Below are 16,884 nucleotides of genomic sequence, written 5' to 3' on the forward strand. Positions count from 1 at the left end.
TGTTAGGAGAAAGATATTGAGTGAATATGACTATCTAATTGTTGGTTCTGGCCTTTTTGGCGCAACATTTGCCTATGAAGCTGCCAAACGTGGTAAAAAAGTAAAAGTGATCGAGAAACGTGATCATATTGCCGGCAATATATACACCAAAGAAGTTGATGGTATTCAAGTACATCAATATGGAGCACATATATTCCACACGAGTAATAAAGAAATCTGGGATTACGTTAATCAGTTTGCAGAGTTCAATCGTTACACTAATAGCCCAGTCGCCAATTTTCATGGTGAAATGTACAATATGCCTTTCAATATGAACACGTTTAATAAAATGTGGGGAGTAGCCACTCCGCAAGAGGCGCAAGCAAAAATTACGGAGCAGCGGCAAGAAATGGCTGGTAAGGAACCAGCCAACCTGGAAGAACAAGCCATTTCCCTGATCGGTAGAGATATCTATGAAAAGTTGGTTAAAGGCTACACAGAAAAGCAGTGGGGCCAAAAGGCTACCGATCTGCCATCTTTTATTATTCGTAGATTGCCTGTTCGTTTGACATATGACAACAATTATTTTAATGACAACTACCAGGGCATTCCAATTGGTGGTTACACACAGATTGTTGAAAAAATGCTAGCAAGTGATTTAATTGATGTTGAAACAAATGTCGACTTTTTTGATCGTAAGGATGAATATTTGAAAAATTATCCCAAGGTTATTTTTACGGGGATGATTGACCAGTTTTTCGATTATCAACTTGGCGAATTAGAATATCGGAGTCTCCGGTTTGAAACTGAAGAGCTAAATGTTGACAATTATCAAGGGAATGCTGTGATTAATTATACGGATTCAGAAACACCATACACACGAGTTATTGAACATAAGCATTTTGAATTTGGTAAGGGTGACAAAAATAAAACAATCGTGACCCATGAATATCCACAAGCTTGGCATCGTGGCGATGAACCGTATTATCCAGTCAATAATAGTTCAAATAATGGCTTGTATAAACAATATAATAAGTTGGCAGCGCAAGTTCCAAACGTGATATTTGGTGGTCGATTAGGACAATATCGATATTATGATATGCATCAAGTAATTCATGCTGCGTTAACTACTGTGGCCCGGGAGTTTAGTGAGAAGTAAATATGAAAGTTGTTAAAAACTATCTTTATAATATGAGTTATCAGATATTGGTTTTGCTTGCACCATTGGTAACTGTTCCCTATGTTGCCAGAGTTTTGGGTGCTAAGGGTGTTGGGATTAATTCATATACCAATTCTTGGATTACCTTTTTTCTTCTTCTCGGCCAAATGGGCATCGCATTATATGGGAATCGTGAGGTTGCTTATCATAGAGATAGTAAAGCTGCGCGTTCAAAAATATTTTGGGAAATCGAAATTCTACAGGCGCTAACGATTACGTTTGCGTATGTAGTCTTTTTGATTTTCCTATTTAAATTTAGTCATGGTATCAGGATTTATTATTTAATACAGTCTCTTCTTATTATTGCTGGAGGGCTGGATGTTTCTTGGTATTTCATGGGTATGGAAGACTTTAAAAAAACTGTTTTAAGAAATACAGTGATTAAAATTGTTTCCATTGCGCTTGTTTTTACTTTGGTGAAAGGACCAAATGATATAGGCAAGTACATCTTCTTATTAGGAATGTCACAGGTAGTTGGAAATCTTACCTTGTGGCCTTATTTACGAGATAGCATTCAATCCGTTAAGGTACGACTTTTAAGACCTTTTAAGCATTTTTATCCAGCATTACTGTTGTTTATACCAACTATCACCTCGCAGGTTTATCTGGTCGTTAATCGGATTATGTTGGGTAACTTGGACAGTACAATTGCGGCAGGACAATTTGATTATGCGGACAAAATCACCAAATTAGTGCTGGCAATTGTAACGGCTACGGGATCAGTTATGTTGCCACACATTGCGCATAAATTCGCTGATGGAGATATAAGGGGAATTAGGCAGAGTCTGTACAATTCTTTTGATTTTGTTACAGCGCTGGCTGTGCCAATGATGTTCGGCTTGGCTGCTATCTCTACTAAATTTGCCCCCTGGTTTCTCGGTAATGAGTTTGCCCCAACCGCTAAAATTATGTTTATTGAATCGCCTGCCATTTTATTGATTGCCTGGAGTAACGTGACTGGGACACAATATTTAATGCCAGTGAATAGAGTCAAAGAGTTTACAGCATCGGTAGCTGTTGGTGCTGCGGTCAATATTATTTTTAACCTGTTTTTAATTGAAGTATTTGGTGCTAATGGTGCAGCTTTAGCAACAGTTATTTCGGAATTTGTAGTTACTGCTTTACAGGTATATTTCATTAGGACAACAATTAGGCGTAGACAATTGTTCAAGCATACCTGGAAATATATCGCTAGTGGTAGTGTCATGTTTATTGTCGTTTATCGGCTAAACGCATTGATGCATATGAATGTTACCAATTTATTAATTCAAGTTCTGATCGGTGCTGTTATTTATAGTATTTGTGTTTTCTTTACAAATGCACCAATTATTACACAGGCAAAAAAATTAGCAAAAAATAACAGTTCGAAAAAATATTAATAGTTTTTAATTCAAAAGTTGGGGCAGGCTTCAGCATATGATTAAACAAAGAATAAGTTCGTTTTTTAAAATAGTATTAACTTTCGGGATCTTCGCGATAGTTTTATTGACCTTTCAGTCAAATCCGTTTTCTAAAATTATGCCCTATCATGATTCATCAATGTTTATGTATTTTGGAAAAGGAATTCAACAAGGATTTATTCCATATGTAAATATGCTTGACCATAAAGGTCCCATTTTATTTTTTATTAATTTTATTGCTAGTATTATTAGTCCCATATTTTTTCATCATGGATTATTTGTCATTGAGACTTGCTTTTTACTAGTAAGTTTTTGTTATTTGTATAAAATTTCGAAAATAATTGTGAACAATGATTATGTTTTTATTTGTTCGCTATTTTTCATTTGTCCATTGATTATTACGACATTTGGATATGGTAACTATTCTGAAGAATATGCTTTTACCTTTATTATTATTACGTTATACCTAGTTACTAAATTATTTTATCTAAATGAGCAACTAACTAAAACAAATTATTTTATGATTGGTTTTCTGGGAGCATTAACTTTTTTTATAAGACCTAATATGATCATGTTATGGGTGACTTTATGTGTTGCTTTAGTACTTGTTGGATTGTATTCAAAAGAATTTAAAAAATTATTTGAACAAGCAATTTATATTTTTTTTGGCGGTATATCTGTTACAGCGATTATATCAATTTATGCTATATTTACTAAATCTTTCACAGAAATGATTAATAATTCAATTTTGCTAAATTTTTCGTATGCAGGTTCATCTTTTGATGAGAAGATTTCAGCAATGACTTTTTTTGTGAAGATAATATCATATAATCGTTTCGAATTTATTATTGTTTTTTATTTATTGTATGTAATAGTCAACGGTCATAATTTCTCTAAGAATGTAGAGTCTTATAATTTATTAGTAATAATTTTATGTCTACTAAACTTTTTTACAGTAATATTGTCTGGTAGAGATTATGGACATTATCTAATTACGGAGCTACCATATTTATTCGTTCTAACAGTATTCTCGTTGAATTTTATTTACGAAAAAGTTATAAAAATAACAGCACCAAGTTTTTTAGTTTTAATACTCATTCCAATAATCGCTGTTCCGGTCTATCAAACAGCAAAACAGGCGATACAATATGTGAATGTTGAAACAACTGCCAGTAATAATTTTAAAAACAGTTATTTTGTAATTTCTAAGTATATTAAACGGCATTCCACCGCGCATGATACAATTTATGTTCATGCGATTGATGCTAATATATATTTACAAAGCAAGAGATTTTCTAATTCAAAGCTTTTTGTGTTACCATCACTCGATTACACAAAATACAAAGAATTATCAAAGTATTTTGAAGTAAAAATGGATGATAATCCCCCAAAATACATTGTTATATCAAAAGGTGTGTTCGATTTTGACCATCAGGATAATAAAAGAATGAACAAGTTTGTTTATGACACGATCAAGTTAAGATATCATGAAATAGAACGGTTTAAGGATAATGATATATTGTTATTCAAATATAATACTTTGAACATGAAATAAAGGAGAATACAATGAAAAAAAATAGATTTGTTTATATTGATCTAATAAATATTATTGCAACTTTTTTTGTTCTTGAATTACATTCGTCGCAAGCTTTTTTTTATGTACAAACTAGTTCGCCGGTTTATTTACAAACAAAGGTTATTCAAGTTGTCTTCATTCCTGCTGTTTTACTTTTTTTCATGATATCCGGTGCAATGTTACTTGATTATCGGGAACGTCAGACAACTATTATTTTTTTAAAAAAAAGATTTTTAAGAGTAGTTGTGCCATTGCTTAGCTGGAGTATCATATGGTATATTTTTGATATTTTTTGGTCAGCTAATCCAGGGCCTATGAGGCATCCCAATCCTGGAATTGTTGATTTTATTAAGGGACTGCTCTTGAACAATATCAATAATATTTTTTGGTTTTTTTATGTTATTTTAGCCCTTTATATCGTTACACCTATTTTTTCGGAATTAGCGATTTCAAAAAAATATAACCTTATGTTTTCTGTCGTTTGTGTTTATTTTGTCATTAACTGTGTTTTGATTTATTTTACACAAATATTGAAAATAAGCATTGATTTATCAAATGTTGCTCAGCCACTTCTTAGCTCCTCGTATCTAGGCTATTTTTTGATGGGGTATTTGATACATAAAAATTATTTTAGTGATCTACAGGAAAAAATATTTATTGTGTTAGGTGCGCTTGCTTTTGCGGGAGTGCTGACAATTGCGCTGTTTATGCCATCACTTAAGACGACTTCCACAACTGGGCTAGCTGTTTTTTTGTATTCAGTTGGATTATTTATTATAATAAAAAGAATTTCAAAAATGATAGTTTTTAACGAAAAAACAATGAAGAAAATCGCAATGATAGCAAGCACAAATCTGGGTGTTTATTTAATTCATCCTTTTTTCATCAAATTACTTGACAAGATTCTGGATATTAATCAGAATAACTGGTTCCATATTTATCTTTTTCCGTTCATAATTTATTTCATTTGTGTGGTATTCACTCTCGTATGCAAAAAGTTACCAGTGATTAAAAATATTTTTCCATAAGTTAAATTTGGTTGTATGTAAATTTAGACTAATAGATATTTTTTTCCTGATTTTGGGATTACACACATGTATGATTTATAAGTTAAAATAGATGCTAATCCATTATACTTTTGATATGTAAAAATTTAATATATTACGATTATTGTTATGAAAATGTTCAACGAACTGAGTTAGATAATTTGAATGCATTAAAATTATCCAACTCAGTTCATTTTATCTAATTTTTAAAAAGTTTGAATAGATAACTGATGAAGTCTATTAATTGTTGAGAGTTTTGTTTAAGTTAATCTAGAGAAGAAACATAGTTGAAATATTATTGAAACATAACTGTAACTGTAATGTTCTTTTGAGGTGGTACTATTATTTAAGTGAATAAGTTAACTTTTATTTAATTTTTTGAAAGCCACACGGAAGGGATTACAGTTTTAATAATATGAAAAAAAATATAATTTATAAATCATGTTTAGTTGCTGGTTTTGCTTTGGTTTCTCTCGGACTTGCTTCGAACGCTAAGGCTGATCAGTTACAAATTGATAATTCGGTTTCGTCTACATCTGTTAGCACAAGCAGTCAGGCAAACTCGTCCCAGGCAGATATTGTTGCGATCAGTGGTTCATCAGTTTAAGATTCGAGTGTCAGCAAAGTAAACTCACAAAGTGATACTAGCTTAAATTCAGCTAGTGGAACGGCAATAAGTGCTGCTACTAGTGAAGATGCAAGTCTCAAGTCTGAAAATGTATCCTCATCAGATTCAGCTAGTGCACAAACTACTGATCTTGGTGATGTAGATGATTCCAAGCTGAACGCCGCTAAGAGTGCTGCGACTGAAACATATCAGACTACCGGACAGGCACAGGTCATTACTAGATCCAGTGCTAGTGCCAATACCGCAACCGTCGTTAATGGCTGGAGTACCAATACATCGGGTACTAAGTATTTTTATAAAAATGGTCAAAAGGCAAATGGCTACCTTTACGATGGTTCCCACTGGTATCTTTTTAAAAATGGATTAAGACAATCTGATGTTCAAAAGTGGGCTGGAACTTACTATTACTTTAATCACTCGACTTATTTGCGAGTTGATAATGCGTATACGAAGTCAAGTTGGGGTGATTACTATCTGTTTGGAGCAGATGGACGCATTCAAACTGGTGTACAGAAATGGGCAGGTTCTTATTACTATTTTGATAAGAACACTTATCTTAAGCGAACGAATGCATACCTGAAATCGCAATGGGGAAGTTACTATTTATTTGGTTCGGATGGCAGAATTCTAACCGGATTAAGAAAATGGGCAGGATCTTATTACTATTTTGATTCTTATTCTTTTTTAAAGAAAACTAACGTTAAAATAAATGGTAATACCTTTGGCAACAGTGGTGCAATGACAAATGGAATTGTCCGCACGTCTACTTCTACTTACTATGTTGATCAACATAATGGCAAAACAGAGAGCTATACGAGCTACGTAACAGGCGCAAACTTTGCAGCTAAAGAATGGATTGCTTCTCATGAATCTGGTGGTTCTTATACAGCACGAAATGGAGTTTGTTATGGTCGTTACCAATTAAACGCTAATTATTATTTGAATGGTAATTATTCAGTAGTCAATCAAGAAAAAGCAGCTGATGCATATGTTACAGGGCGTTATGGTTCTTGGGCTAATGCCAAGGCATTTTGGCTAAAACATAACTGGTACTAAAAAAAGTTCCTTATGAATTTACTTTCGTAGGGAGCTTTTTTAGCTTATACTGTGAAGACTGAATCAATTTTGAAAGAAATTTTGCGAATCTGATTATTATTTGTTTTTACCAAAATCTTTCTACAAGATTATTATTAGGGGTTGGATATGAAGAAAAAAGATTTTTCTCACTATAGATTACTATTTTGGACACTAGAACTATTAGCAGTTGCAGCATTAATACTAGTATCAACAAAAATACAGTTTATTTTCAAACCATTTTTTACATTTATTTCAGTAGTATTTGTACCACTAATCATTGCAGGATTTTTATTTTACATGTTGAATCCTCTTGTTAAAATGATGACTAAAATGAAAATTGGAAAGTTTCATCTGAACCGTTCTATTTCTAGCTTATTAGTCGTTCTGATACTAATATTAATTGTTGTGGGAGGAATTGGTGCATTGATTCCGCCAGTAGTAAGTGAAATTGCTCAATTAGTGAAAAGTTTACCTGATGTGGCTACAAACATGCAAAGTACTTTGACTAATTTGATCAATCATTCTTTTTTGAAAGATGTAGACCTTACTACATATGTAAAAAAAGTGGACTCCCAATTAGGCAAGTATGCGCAATTGTTTCTGAAGGAATTATCAAGTAGTATTGGTAACATCATTAGTACAATCACTAATGTAACCATTATTACCATTACCGTTCCAGTGATGTTGTTTTATATGCTCAAGGATGGCCATCGTTTAGTCCCTAGCATTCAAAGATTTGTTTCTCCTAAGCATGCTGATGAAATTAATGGACTATTAACTCGGATGAGTTCTACTTTGTCCTCATACATTTCAGGTCAGGTAATTGAGTGTCTATTTGTCGCAGTGTTTACAACAATTGGGTATTATATAATCGGACAGCCACTGGCACTTGTGCTGGGTATTGTAGCTGGAATGGCTAATATCATTCCATATATTGGCCCATACATTGGTATTGCACCAGCTTTAATGGTTTCACTGACAATGGCACCGGAGAAAATCATCTGGGTAATTGTTGTGGTTATTGTAGTTCAACAAGTGGATGGTAATATTATTTATCCCAATATTATCGGCAAATCGTTGAAGATTCATCCGTTGACTATAATCGTTTTACTGCTTGCTGCAGGCCATATCGCTGGCATTCCTGGAATGATACTGTGTATACCTTTTTACGCTGTTATTCGGACCATGATTCAGTATTTTTGGAGTATCTATCAGCTTAGTCGAGATGAAATAATTGAAGAACCAAAAAAAGAAGCCTAGTTTGGCTTCTTTTTTGATTAAACATTTTTAAGCTGGTAGTTTATTGGGAAGATGTGACTGTTTCGCCTGAAGTAGCAGTGGCTGAGCTACTACTGTAGCCAGCTGCTCCCGTAGTGGTACCTGTTCCACTGTAATTTGAAGCAGTAGAACCACTAGTTGTTCCATAACTGGTGGATGGGCTTGAATAGGTGTAGCCACCAGTTGTTGTAGTTGAAGTGCTTGATGAAGTACCACTGCCTGCGTCATTATACGAAGATTCATTAGGTAAAACAAAATCAACATTATTATATCCATCGTAATTTGTTTGCATATTATAAAGCTTAGTTTCTCTATTTGTAACCTTTGTGAACTTGAGCCCCAAAGCATGACGAACTAGTTTAGAAACTCGATTAATTTCTTTAGGAGCAGCAATTTGAAATGATGTGCCATCAATTGTAGCATCCATACCTTTGAAGTGATACGTCTTAACTGTCTTCATTGCTGCGTGATAATTAGCGTATAGGGTCGCAACTGCATTGATTGGTACATTTGTCCGAATACCTTTCTTGGCAGCATCTAAAATGGTGTTAATTGCTGTCACGGAACTTGATGATTTAAGTTCCTTAATCACTGCCTTAATGATCTGTTGTTGCCGTTTTTGTCGGCCGTAATCGTTGTTAGGATCATCATACCTCATTCGTGAATATTTCAAGGCATTGGTACCGTTCAAATGTTGTTTACCCTTTTTGAAGGTATGTCCCTCATAGGTAAATTTAAATGGGTTATTAACGGTAACACCACCAACAGCATTGACAACTTTTTCTAGGACTCCCATGTTAACGATCGCATAGTAATCAATCGGGACATGAAGTAATTCACTCACTGCTTTTTGTGTTTTCTTCGGACCACCAATTGAGTAGGCAGCGTTTATTTTAACGTAATCTGTCCCTTTGGAGGTCTTCAATTTAACAAGTGTATCACGTGGCACACTGGTCATTGTGATAGTTTTTTTCTTTGGATTCACGGTAATTAATTCCAATGTATCGGTGTTTCCGCCAGAATTACCTCGACCAATGGCCCCTGTATCAAGTCCCATGAGTAGCACTGACACTGGTTTACCTTCTTTTAATTTCTTACTTACTTTGCTACTACCACTGCTAAAAACTCCTTCAGCGGCAGAATGAATTTTATAATATTCATATCCACCAGCTGCGACTAAGAGGAGTGCCACAATCGCAACTACCCATCTAATCCAATGACGTTTTGGTTTGTTATGATGATTGTTGCGTCTGCTTGCTCGCGTTTCTTGATGATCCATTTTATATGCCTCGTAATTTTAGTTTTAACTCTGTCTAAGTTACCAAACTGAACGGTACAAGTCAATTTGACTTAAATAATTTAATAAATATATAAAAGAATGTCATAAAAAAGCCGATAATTAATTGTAGCACAGTGCAATAAGTAAATTGTGTTTTCTGATGTGTATTAGACGCCATTTGCGGTTAAACGTGTTAAAATCAGTTTCAATCTAATTGAGGGAGTGATCATAAATGACAACCGTTATTACGTATGGAACATTTGATTTATTGCATAAGGGGCACATTAGATTGCTCCAACGAGCTGCTTCTTATGGCGATCGGTTAATTGTGGGATTATCCACCGATGAGTTTAACGCTCGCAAGGGTAAGCGTGCTTACACTAAATATGCTGACCGCAAGTTCATGCTTGAAGCAATTAAATATGTCGATCTTGTTATCCCAGAAAATTCTTGGGAACAAAAAGCGACTGATATAAAAAAATACCACGTTGATGCGCTAGTAATGGGCAACGATTGGCAGGGGCAATTTGATGATTTGAAGCAACTTACTGATGTAATTTATTTGCCACGAACTGATGGTATTTCAACTACTCAAATTAAAGATGATTTAGAACGCAGTGATCATTAATAGCGAGCCATACCTGCAATTAGGGGATGGCTTTTAATTTATTAATTTTTGAGCAATTTTAAGATAGTTGGGTTTAAAGTAGCTATTTTTTAAGAAAACAAAGTTAATTGGGTGGCTAATATCAAAATTTTTTAGTGGTAATTTTACGAGTTGGCGGTGGCTGAGTTGCTCAGTTACTAGCGATTCATACATAAAACTAATGCCCATTTTATTTAATAACAGGTGAATAATTGTACTTGGATTAGCCACTTCAACTTGGTTGGTAAAATCATTAATTGTGTAATTCTGTGTTGCCAGCCAGTTAGCAAAAATATCTCTGGTGCCGGAGCCGAGTTCACGAATTAACAGAGTTTGATTCATTAAATCATCGAGACTAAGTTGGTTATACTTCGCCAACGGGTTATCAGGGTAGGTGACGCCAACAAAGTTTTCATGCCGGATATTGACTGCATCAAATTCATTTTTATCAAAGTTACCCTCCACAATGCCAAATTGAATTTTGCCTTGCCGCAATGCTGTTAGTATCTCGTTAGTGTTAGCGATCACAGTTTTAATTTTGGGATTTGTACGTACTAAGTGGCTGATTAAGGTTGGTAGCAAAAAGATACTCAATGATAAAGTGGCACCAACTTCAATTGTTTGTTTAGCTTGTTTAGTTTTAATTTGTTGTAAAACTCGGTCACTTTCAAAACTGATTTTATCAACGTATTGAACCAGCTGGTGGCCCGCAGTGGTTAATTTAATGCGGTTACCGTCTTTTTCAATTAACTTAGTATCTAGTTCTTGTTCAAGGCTGTTAATTTGCTGCGATACAGCTGGTTGTGTAATAAACAATCGCTGTGCTGCTTTAGTATATGAAAGGGTAGTGGCCAAGATGCTCAATGTGATGTAGCGTCGGTCTAGCATTATTTTTTACCTCACTATAAGTAAATTTTATGTAATTCATATAAATACTAATTTTTACTTATTAAAATCCCATGATACTCTATTTATGGACATAAGAGGGGGAATTATAATGGGAATTTTAAAAACTCGTAGTTTTTATACGGCCGGTTTATTAACTTTGATCTGTTCAGTATTGGGTACATTACTGGGCGGGTTACCATATTTAGCAATTATTGGTGCGTTAGTTATTTCGCTTATTTTAGGCATGTTACTTCAGTTGTACCAACCTGCCATTAAATCAGCTAAACTCGGAATTGGATTTATTTCAAACAAATTTTTACGTTTAGGAATTATTCTACTGGGATTTAAATTGAATTTGATCGATTTAGCTCATGCTGGGATTAAAACGATTTTGTTAGCAATGGTTATTGTCACCTGTACGATTATTTTAACTTATAACATTGCCCGTAAGTTTGGTGTGGATTCACAATTAGCAATTTTAGCTGCTAGTGGAACCGGGATATGTGGCGCGGCAGCCGTGATGGGGATCTCCCCCCAAATCAAAGTTGCCCCTGGTAAAGAGGAGCAAAAACGTGAGGACGAGGTTCTTGCAGTCGCAATTGTGGCGATTCTGGGGACTGTATTTACATTAATCGAGATCGGAATTAAGCCATTATTGCATATGACACCGACGCAGTTTGGTGTAATGACGGGTGGTTCATTACACGAAATTGCGCATGCAGTTGCGGCTGGTGGTGCCGGCGGTCCGGTTAGCCTAGACACTGCCATTATCACCAAACTGTCACGGGTATTAATGTTGGCACCGGCAGCACTGATTATCGGGATTTGGTATCAGCACAAGAATAAACAGGTTGAAAGTATTGGCCGGCAAAAGTTACCAATTCCGTGGTTTATGGCTGGATTTATTTTGGCCAGTGTTATTGGAACGTTTATTCCACTGGGCGTTACTGTGTTAGCTTGGTTAGTTAAGTTGGCCTATGTCGTGTTAGGGATGGCGATGGCGGCTTTGGGGATGAGCGTTAACTTTAATGTTATTATTCATCGTGGGCGAAATGCTTTACTGGCTGCTAGTTGCGCTTCGGTTGTTTTGCTTGGGTTTATGATTTTGGTTAGTAAGGGATTGTTTTAAGTAAAATTTTTCCTATATTTAGATTGAATAAACGTGCAAATGAGGGCAGAGTCCTAGAGCTAAGATCACAATTAGCATCAATAAATTCTCAAACCGAATTTATTATCAATTTTATTTCAATTGAATAAACGTGCAAATGAGGGCAGAGTCCTAGAGCTAAGACCCCAATTGGCATTAATAAATTCTTAAACCGAATTTATTATTAATATTATTTCAATTGAATAAACGTGCAAATGAGGGCAGAGTCCTAGAGCTAAGACCCCAATTTGCATCAATAAATTCTCAAACCGAATTTATTAATGCCAATTGGGGCCTTAGCTTACGGACTCTTAACGCCCTCATTTGCACTCTTTATTAATAGACTTTACCCTTCCACTGTATTAATATAGTAAGGAATGATTTTGGAAAGGGACGTATAAATGAAAACACCAGAACAATTAGCTCAGGACGTTAGTAAACGACGGACGTTTGCCATTATTTCTCATCCTGATGCTGGGAAAACAACCATTACTGAACAGATGCTGTTATTCGGTGGGGTGGTTCGCGAAGCTGGAACGGTTAAAGCCAAAAAGTCTGGTACTTTTGCTAAGTCTGACTGGATGGAAATTGAGAAGAAACGTGGCATCTCTGTTACTAGTTCAGTGATGCAATTTGATTACCAGGGTAAACGAATTAATATTTTGGATACTCCCGGTCATGAGGATTTTTCTGAAGATACTTATCGGACGCTGATGGCCGTTGACTCTGCTGTCATGGTGATTGATGGTGCTAAGGGAATTGAACCACAAACTAAGAAACTATTTAAAATTTGTAAGATGCGTGGTATTCCTATTTTTACATTCATCAATAAATTTGATCGTGATGCTCGTGAACCACTTGATTTATTGGCAGAATTGGAAGATGTCTTAAAAATAGAAACATATCCAATGAATTGGCCAATTGGGATGGGTCGTGGTTTACAGGGGTTATACGACCGCTTTAATCATCGTGTTGTTTTGGCACATCCTACTGACGCTGCTCATCAATATGTCCCGCTAGATGATGAAGGTCAGATCCCAGCAGATCAGCCGTTACGCGATGATAGTATTTGGCAAGACACGCTTGATGAAATTGAATTACTTGAAGCTGCTGGTAATGATTTTGATGAAGAAAAGATTAAAACCGGTGACATGACTTCTGTCTTCTTTGGTTCTGCGTTGACTAATTTTGGTGTTCAAACGTTCTTGGAAACTTATTTAAAGTATGCACCAGCACCTAGTGAACATGAAACCTTGGATGATCAGACAATTAAACCATTGAACCCCGAGTTTTCGGGATTTGTCTTTAAAATTCAAGCGAACATGAACCCAAATCACCGTGATCGGATCGCATTTGTCAGAATTTGTTCTGGGGAGTTTGACCGAGGAATGGATGTTACACTACAACGAACAGGAAAATCAATTCGATTGTCTAATTCGACGCAGTTCATGGCAGATACACGTGAAGTTGTTGATACTGCAGTTGCGGGAGATATTATTGGTCTCTATGATACGGGGAACTTCCAGATAGGTGACTCTATTTATTCTGGTAAACAGGATATTCAATTCCAAAAACTACCACAATTTACGCCGGAGTTATTTGTCCATGTCGCCGCTAAAAATGTGATGAAACAAAAGTCATTTCACAAGGGGATTGATCAACTAGTGCAAGAAGGTGCCGTGCAGCTTTATCAAAACTACACTACAGGTGATTACATTCTTGGAGCAGTTGGTCAATTACAATTTGAAGTATTCCAATTTAGAATGCAAAATGAGTATAATTCAGAAGTAGTAATGGAACCATTGGGACATAAGATTGCCCGCTGGATTGATCCAGAACAGCTAGATGAAAAAATGGCTTCATCCAGAAATATTTTGGTAAAAGACCGTCAAGGACAGCCATTGTTCTTGTTTGAAAATAGATTTGCAGAAAATTGGTTTAAGGGTAAGTACCCAGAGATTAGGTTAACAGCCAAATTATAGAGTGAAAACGAGGGCGCCCAGATTCCGTAGGCTAACACAGAAACCACCATTACCGAATTCGATTTGTGAATTCGATAATGGTGGTTTCTGTGTTAGCCCTAGGAGTCTGCCCTCGTTTTCACGTTTCAGCAATAAAAGGGAATTCGCAGTTGGTGAATTCGATAATGGTGCTTTCTGTGTTAGCCCCAGGAGTCTGCCCTCGTTTTCACGTTTCAGCAATAAAAGGGAATTCGCAGTTGGTGAATTCGGTAATGGTGGTTTCTGTGTTAGCCCTAGGAGTCTGTCTTCGTTTTCACGTTTCAGCAACTTAAACATAAAGTAACACCACCATCACATATCAAGAAGTTTTTCGTCCACCAAATAACTTTCGCAAATCAACCTGCATAATCAAAATGGCAACCACAATTAAAAAGCCACCAATTAACAACCGATCCGTAAACGGCTCAAAACCAAATAGAATTGAGAAGAAACTACCAAACATGGATTCAGTCATTAAAATCAGTCCGGCTGGGGTTGCATCAGTGAATTTTTGTCCCACAATTTGCATTGTTTGGGCACCAAAGGAAGCGAAGACACCTAGGATAATGATTGGGCCGATTGCAGCCGACCAATTAATGCTGGTATATGAGCCGCGTTCAAATAAAAGCGACCAAATTAATCCGGTAACGCCTTGGGTAGCACCGAGCATGAATGCCACAATCCATGGACCGGAGTCAGTTGCAGTATAACCAAAATAGACAATTTGCATTGCAAAGAAAAATGAGGAGACAATCGTGAGTAAATCACCCAATTTAAGGTGGAAGCCAGTTGCAAAAATGTTGGTTAAAAACATCATGCCGATCACGCACAGAGCAATTACAGGATAGCTTTTTAATTCTGGCTTATGATGGAACATCACCCAGACGATAAACGGAACAATGGCCACGTAAATAGCAGTCAAAAATGCATTGTTGGCAGGGGTAGTGTACTTCAACCCAATTGTTTGGATCTGATAGCCAGCAAAATTTAGTAACCCAGCCACGAGACCAATGCGAAAATCGATTCGATTCATTTTGTTAATTGTTTGATGAAAAAATAAATAAGCGAGTGCTGCAAAAATTAAGCCCCGGATTGCGTTTATTAATCCCGCAGGCATTTGAGCATTAGTTGCCTGTTTAACCACCAGATAGCTAATACCCCAAATGATAGCGGTAGCTAACAATAATAAGTTGGCTTGCAGTTTAGATAATTTCATGTGCGTCCTCCCTGATAAACATACCAACTCACTATACCATGTAGTTGCGATAAATGCCCATCAAAAAAGCCAAGTTCATCAGTTGATAGACTTGGCTTGAATTAAAAAATAAAATTTAGGCGCCAGTTTTAACATAGGTGCCATTAACAAAACCGCGGTGATTGACTTCATACCAAACAACACCATCACTATTAGTAGCAGTTCCAGTTAACGAAATAGTGGTATCGTGTTCCAATTCATTCACGATCTTTCCGTATGGTCGGTCATATACCTGAATCATTTTATGGGGAATGTAATCAATTCGTCCTTGCATATTATCCAATGGTTTGACAACTAATTCTTCCTCATCATCTGATTTTGGTAACCGACCTTCATATGGATTCTTTGAAATTGACATTTGGTGGTATTCGACCCATTGATCGGGACCCACCTCATACCAAAATTTTCCATTAGATGTTGCAACCCGCTTGAATGCACGCAGAACCATGCCAGCTGGATAAGTCGTATGCCGAGGTAAACCGTTGACCATATCGTATACTTCAGTTGCTGCGCTTAGTTTTAAAAACATGTCGTGGACTTCTTCTACTTCAGCCCAGTCCTTGCGCCGGTAGTACATTCGAATTGTATGTGGTTCTTCATCGAAGGTACCAGTATAGTCAGCGTCGGCGTTGACAAATTTGAAGTTATCAAATTGAACTTGTTTGGCAGTATAATGCTGACCAATTAAGCCACGTAATAATTGTGGCAGTTGAATATTTGCTTTTGTGTCGATGTCAATGTAATAGACCCACACGGGGACACCGGTTTTAAAGGATTCCGTCAATTTATATCACTCCAAGATTGAAATCTGTTTCTACTCATTATAACGCTTTAATCACGCATCGTCATTCATGAGCCTGTTTGAATATTTATATTTCACAAAACTTAAGTTAAACGGTATACTGTCCATATTAAAATATTGTTAATAGAAGTAAATAGTTGGCATGATTTGCTTCAACCGGCATGACTAAAACGGAGGCGTCTTTCATGCGACAACGTTCAACGTATCGATTAAGTATTTTAGCTATTCTGACAGCAGTGATCATATTGCAAGATTTCATTCCGATGTTGGGTAATATTCCAATTGGGCCGTTAAGTTTAACTACATTGCATGTGACGGTTATTATTGCAGCGATTGTGTTAGGACCAGTTGATGGTGCCATTGTAGGTGGTGTTTGGGGCGTAATTACTTGGATCAGGGCCTTCACGTTTCCAAGCAGTGCGCTGGCGCCATTGGTATTTGTTAATCCACTAGTGTCAGTAGTACCACGAATTTTTATTGGTTTGTTGGCCGGGTGGACATTTATGTTGCTGACAAAATGGATGCATTCAAAAGCTGCTCCAATGGTGATTGCGTCAATTATTGGAGCGTTGACTAACACAGTATTAGTACTGGGAGCAATATACCTGTTTTATCACACACCAGCTGTTGCCAAGGCATATGGGGTGAATGTAGGCAATTTGGA

At 36.2% G+C, this 16,884-nt stretch carries 15 protein-coding genes and 1 pseudogene; 12 read left to right on the forward strand and 4 right to left on the reverse strand.

Annotation, left to right across the window (positions count from 1 at the left end; translation table 11 throughout):
- The first annotated feature begins 16 nt into the window (after positions 1-16).
- The 8 genes and pseudogenes from glf (at position 17) to WDC_RS04325 (ending at position 8,185) form a co-directional block, all read left to right on the forward strand.
- A complete protein-coding gene (glf, locus tag WDC_RS04295) occupies positions 17-1,138 on the forward strand; it encodes a UDP-galactopyranose mutase (protein WP_044010611.1) in 1,122 nt (373 codons plus the stop codon).
- Positions 1,139-1,140: 2 nt separating this feature from the next.
- Entirely contained in the window at positions 1,141-2,577 is a 1,437-nt protein-coding gene (locus WDC_RS04300; RefSeq protein WP_044010613.1) for an oligosaccharide flippase family protein, read from the forward strand.
- A 37-nt stretch (positions 2,578-2,614) separates the two neighbouring features.
- Positions 2,615-4,153 carry a hypothetical protein gene (locus WDC_RS04305; RefSeq protein ID WP_044010614.1) on the forward strand — a complete coding sequence of 513 codons (1,539 nt, stop codon included), beginning with the start codon at positions 2,615-2,617 and terminating at the stop codon, positions 4,151-4,153.
- Positions 4,154-4,164: 11 nt separating this feature from the next.
- Positions 4,165-5,202, forward strand: a complete 1,038-nt coding sequence (locus tag WDC_RS04310; protein ID WP_052497792.1) for an acyltransferase — start codon at positions 4,165-4,167, stop codon at positions 5,200-5,202.
- Between the two features lie 433 nt (positions 5,203-5,635).
- Positions 5,636-5,827, forward strand: a complete 192-nt coding sequence (locus WDC_RS04315) for a hypothetical protein (protein ID WP_044010616.1) — start codon at positions 5,636-5,638, stop codon at positions 5,825-5,827.
- A gap of 363 nt (positions 5,828-6,190) precedes the next feature.
- Positions 6,191-6,490: pseudogene (locus tag WDC_RS10055) on the forward strand (hypothetical protein); the annotation flags it as partial.
- A gap of 96 nt (positions 6,491-6,586) precedes the next feature.
- The gene (locus tag WDC_RS10060) at positions 6,587-6,904 is read left to right on the forward strand and encodes an aggregation-promoting factor C-terminal-like domain-containing protein (RefSeq protein WP_450088818.1); all 318 of its coding nucleotides are present in this window, start codon (positions 6,587-6,589) and stop codon (positions 6,902-6,904) included.
- A gap of 147 nt (positions 6,905-7,051) precedes the next feature.
- The gene (locus WDC_RS04325) at positions 7,052-8,185 is read left to right on the forward strand and encodes an AI-2E family transporter (protein WP_044010618.1); all 1,134 of its coding nucleotides are present in this window, start codon (positions 7,052-7,054) and stop codon (positions 8,183-8,185) included.
- A gap of 40 nt (positions 8,186-8,225) precedes the next feature.
- Here the strand turns inward: WDC_RS04325 and WDC_RS04330 are convergent, their stop codons facing one another.
- A complete protein-coding gene (locus tag WDC_RS04330; protein ID WP_044010620.1) occupies positions 8,226-9,482 on the reverse strand; it encodes an LCP family protein in 1,257 nt (418 codons plus the stop codon).
- Between the two features lie 232 nt (positions 9,483-9,714).
- Here WDC_RS04330 and tagD point away from each other — a divergent pair, with 232 nt between their 5' ends.
- Complete coding sequence (gene tagD, locus WDC_RS04335; protein WP_044010622.1) at positions 9,715-10,110, forward strand: glycerol-3-phosphate cytidylyltransferase; 396 nt, start codon at positions 9,715-9,717, stop codon at positions 10,108-10,110.
- A gap of 33 nt (positions 10,111-10,143) precedes the next feature.
- On the opposite strand, the gene WDC_RS04340 is transcribed toward tagD, so the two are convergent.
- Positions 10,144-11,016 (reverse strand): LysR family transcriptional regulator, encoded by an 873-nt coding sequence (locus tag WDC_RS04340; protein ID WP_044010624.1) that lies wholly within the window; start codon positions 11,014-11,016, stop codon positions 10,144-10,146.
- A 109-nt stretch (positions 11,017-11,125) separates the two neighbouring features.
- On the opposite strand from WDC_RS04340, the gene WDC_RS04345 reads away from it, so the two are divergent.
- Positions 11,126-12,145 (forward strand): YeiH family protein, encoded by a 1,020-nt coding sequence (locus WDC_RS04345; protein WP_044010625.1) that lies wholly within the window; start codon positions 11,126-11,128, stop codon positions 12,143-12,145.
- A gap of 419 nt (positions 12,146-12,564) precedes the next feature.
- Complete coding sequence (locus WDC_RS04350) at positions 12,565-14,145, forward strand: peptide chain release factor 3 (protein ID WP_044010626.1); 1,581 nt, start codon at positions 12,565-12,567, stop codon at positions 14,143-14,145.
- A gap of 337 nt (positions 14,146-14,482) precedes the next feature.
- Here the strand turns inward: WDC_RS04350 and WDC_RS04360 are convergent, their stop codons facing one another.
- Both WDC_RS04360 and WDC_RS04365 read right to left on the reverse strand, forming a co-directional pair.
- A complete protein-coding gene (locus tag WDC_RS04360) occupies positions 14,483-15,379 on the reverse strand; it encodes a DMT family transporter (protein WP_044010630.1) in 897 nt (298 codons plus the stop codon).
- Positions 15,380-15,494: 115 nt separating this feature from the next.
- The gene (locus tag WDC_RS04365; protein ID WP_044010632.1) at positions 15,495-16,202 is read right to left on the reverse strand and encodes a MucBP domain-containing protein; all 708 of its coding nucleotides are present in this window, start codon (positions 16,200-16,202) and stop codon (positions 15,495-15,497) included.
- A gap of 179 nt (positions 16,203-16,381) precedes the next feature.
- Between WDC_RS04365 and WDC_RS04370 the strand changes: the two genes are divergently transcribed.
- Positions 16,382-16,884: ECF transporter S component (locus WDC_RS04370; RefSeq protein WP_044010640.1), on the forward strand; the 503-nt coding region annotated here is incomplete at its 3' end.

The sequence above is a fragment of the Paucilactobacillus wasatchensis genome, from assembly GCF_000876205.1.
Classification (GTDB): Bacteria; Bacillota; Bacilli; order Lactobacillales; family Lactobacillaceae; genus Paucilactobacillus; species Paucilactobacillus wasatchensis.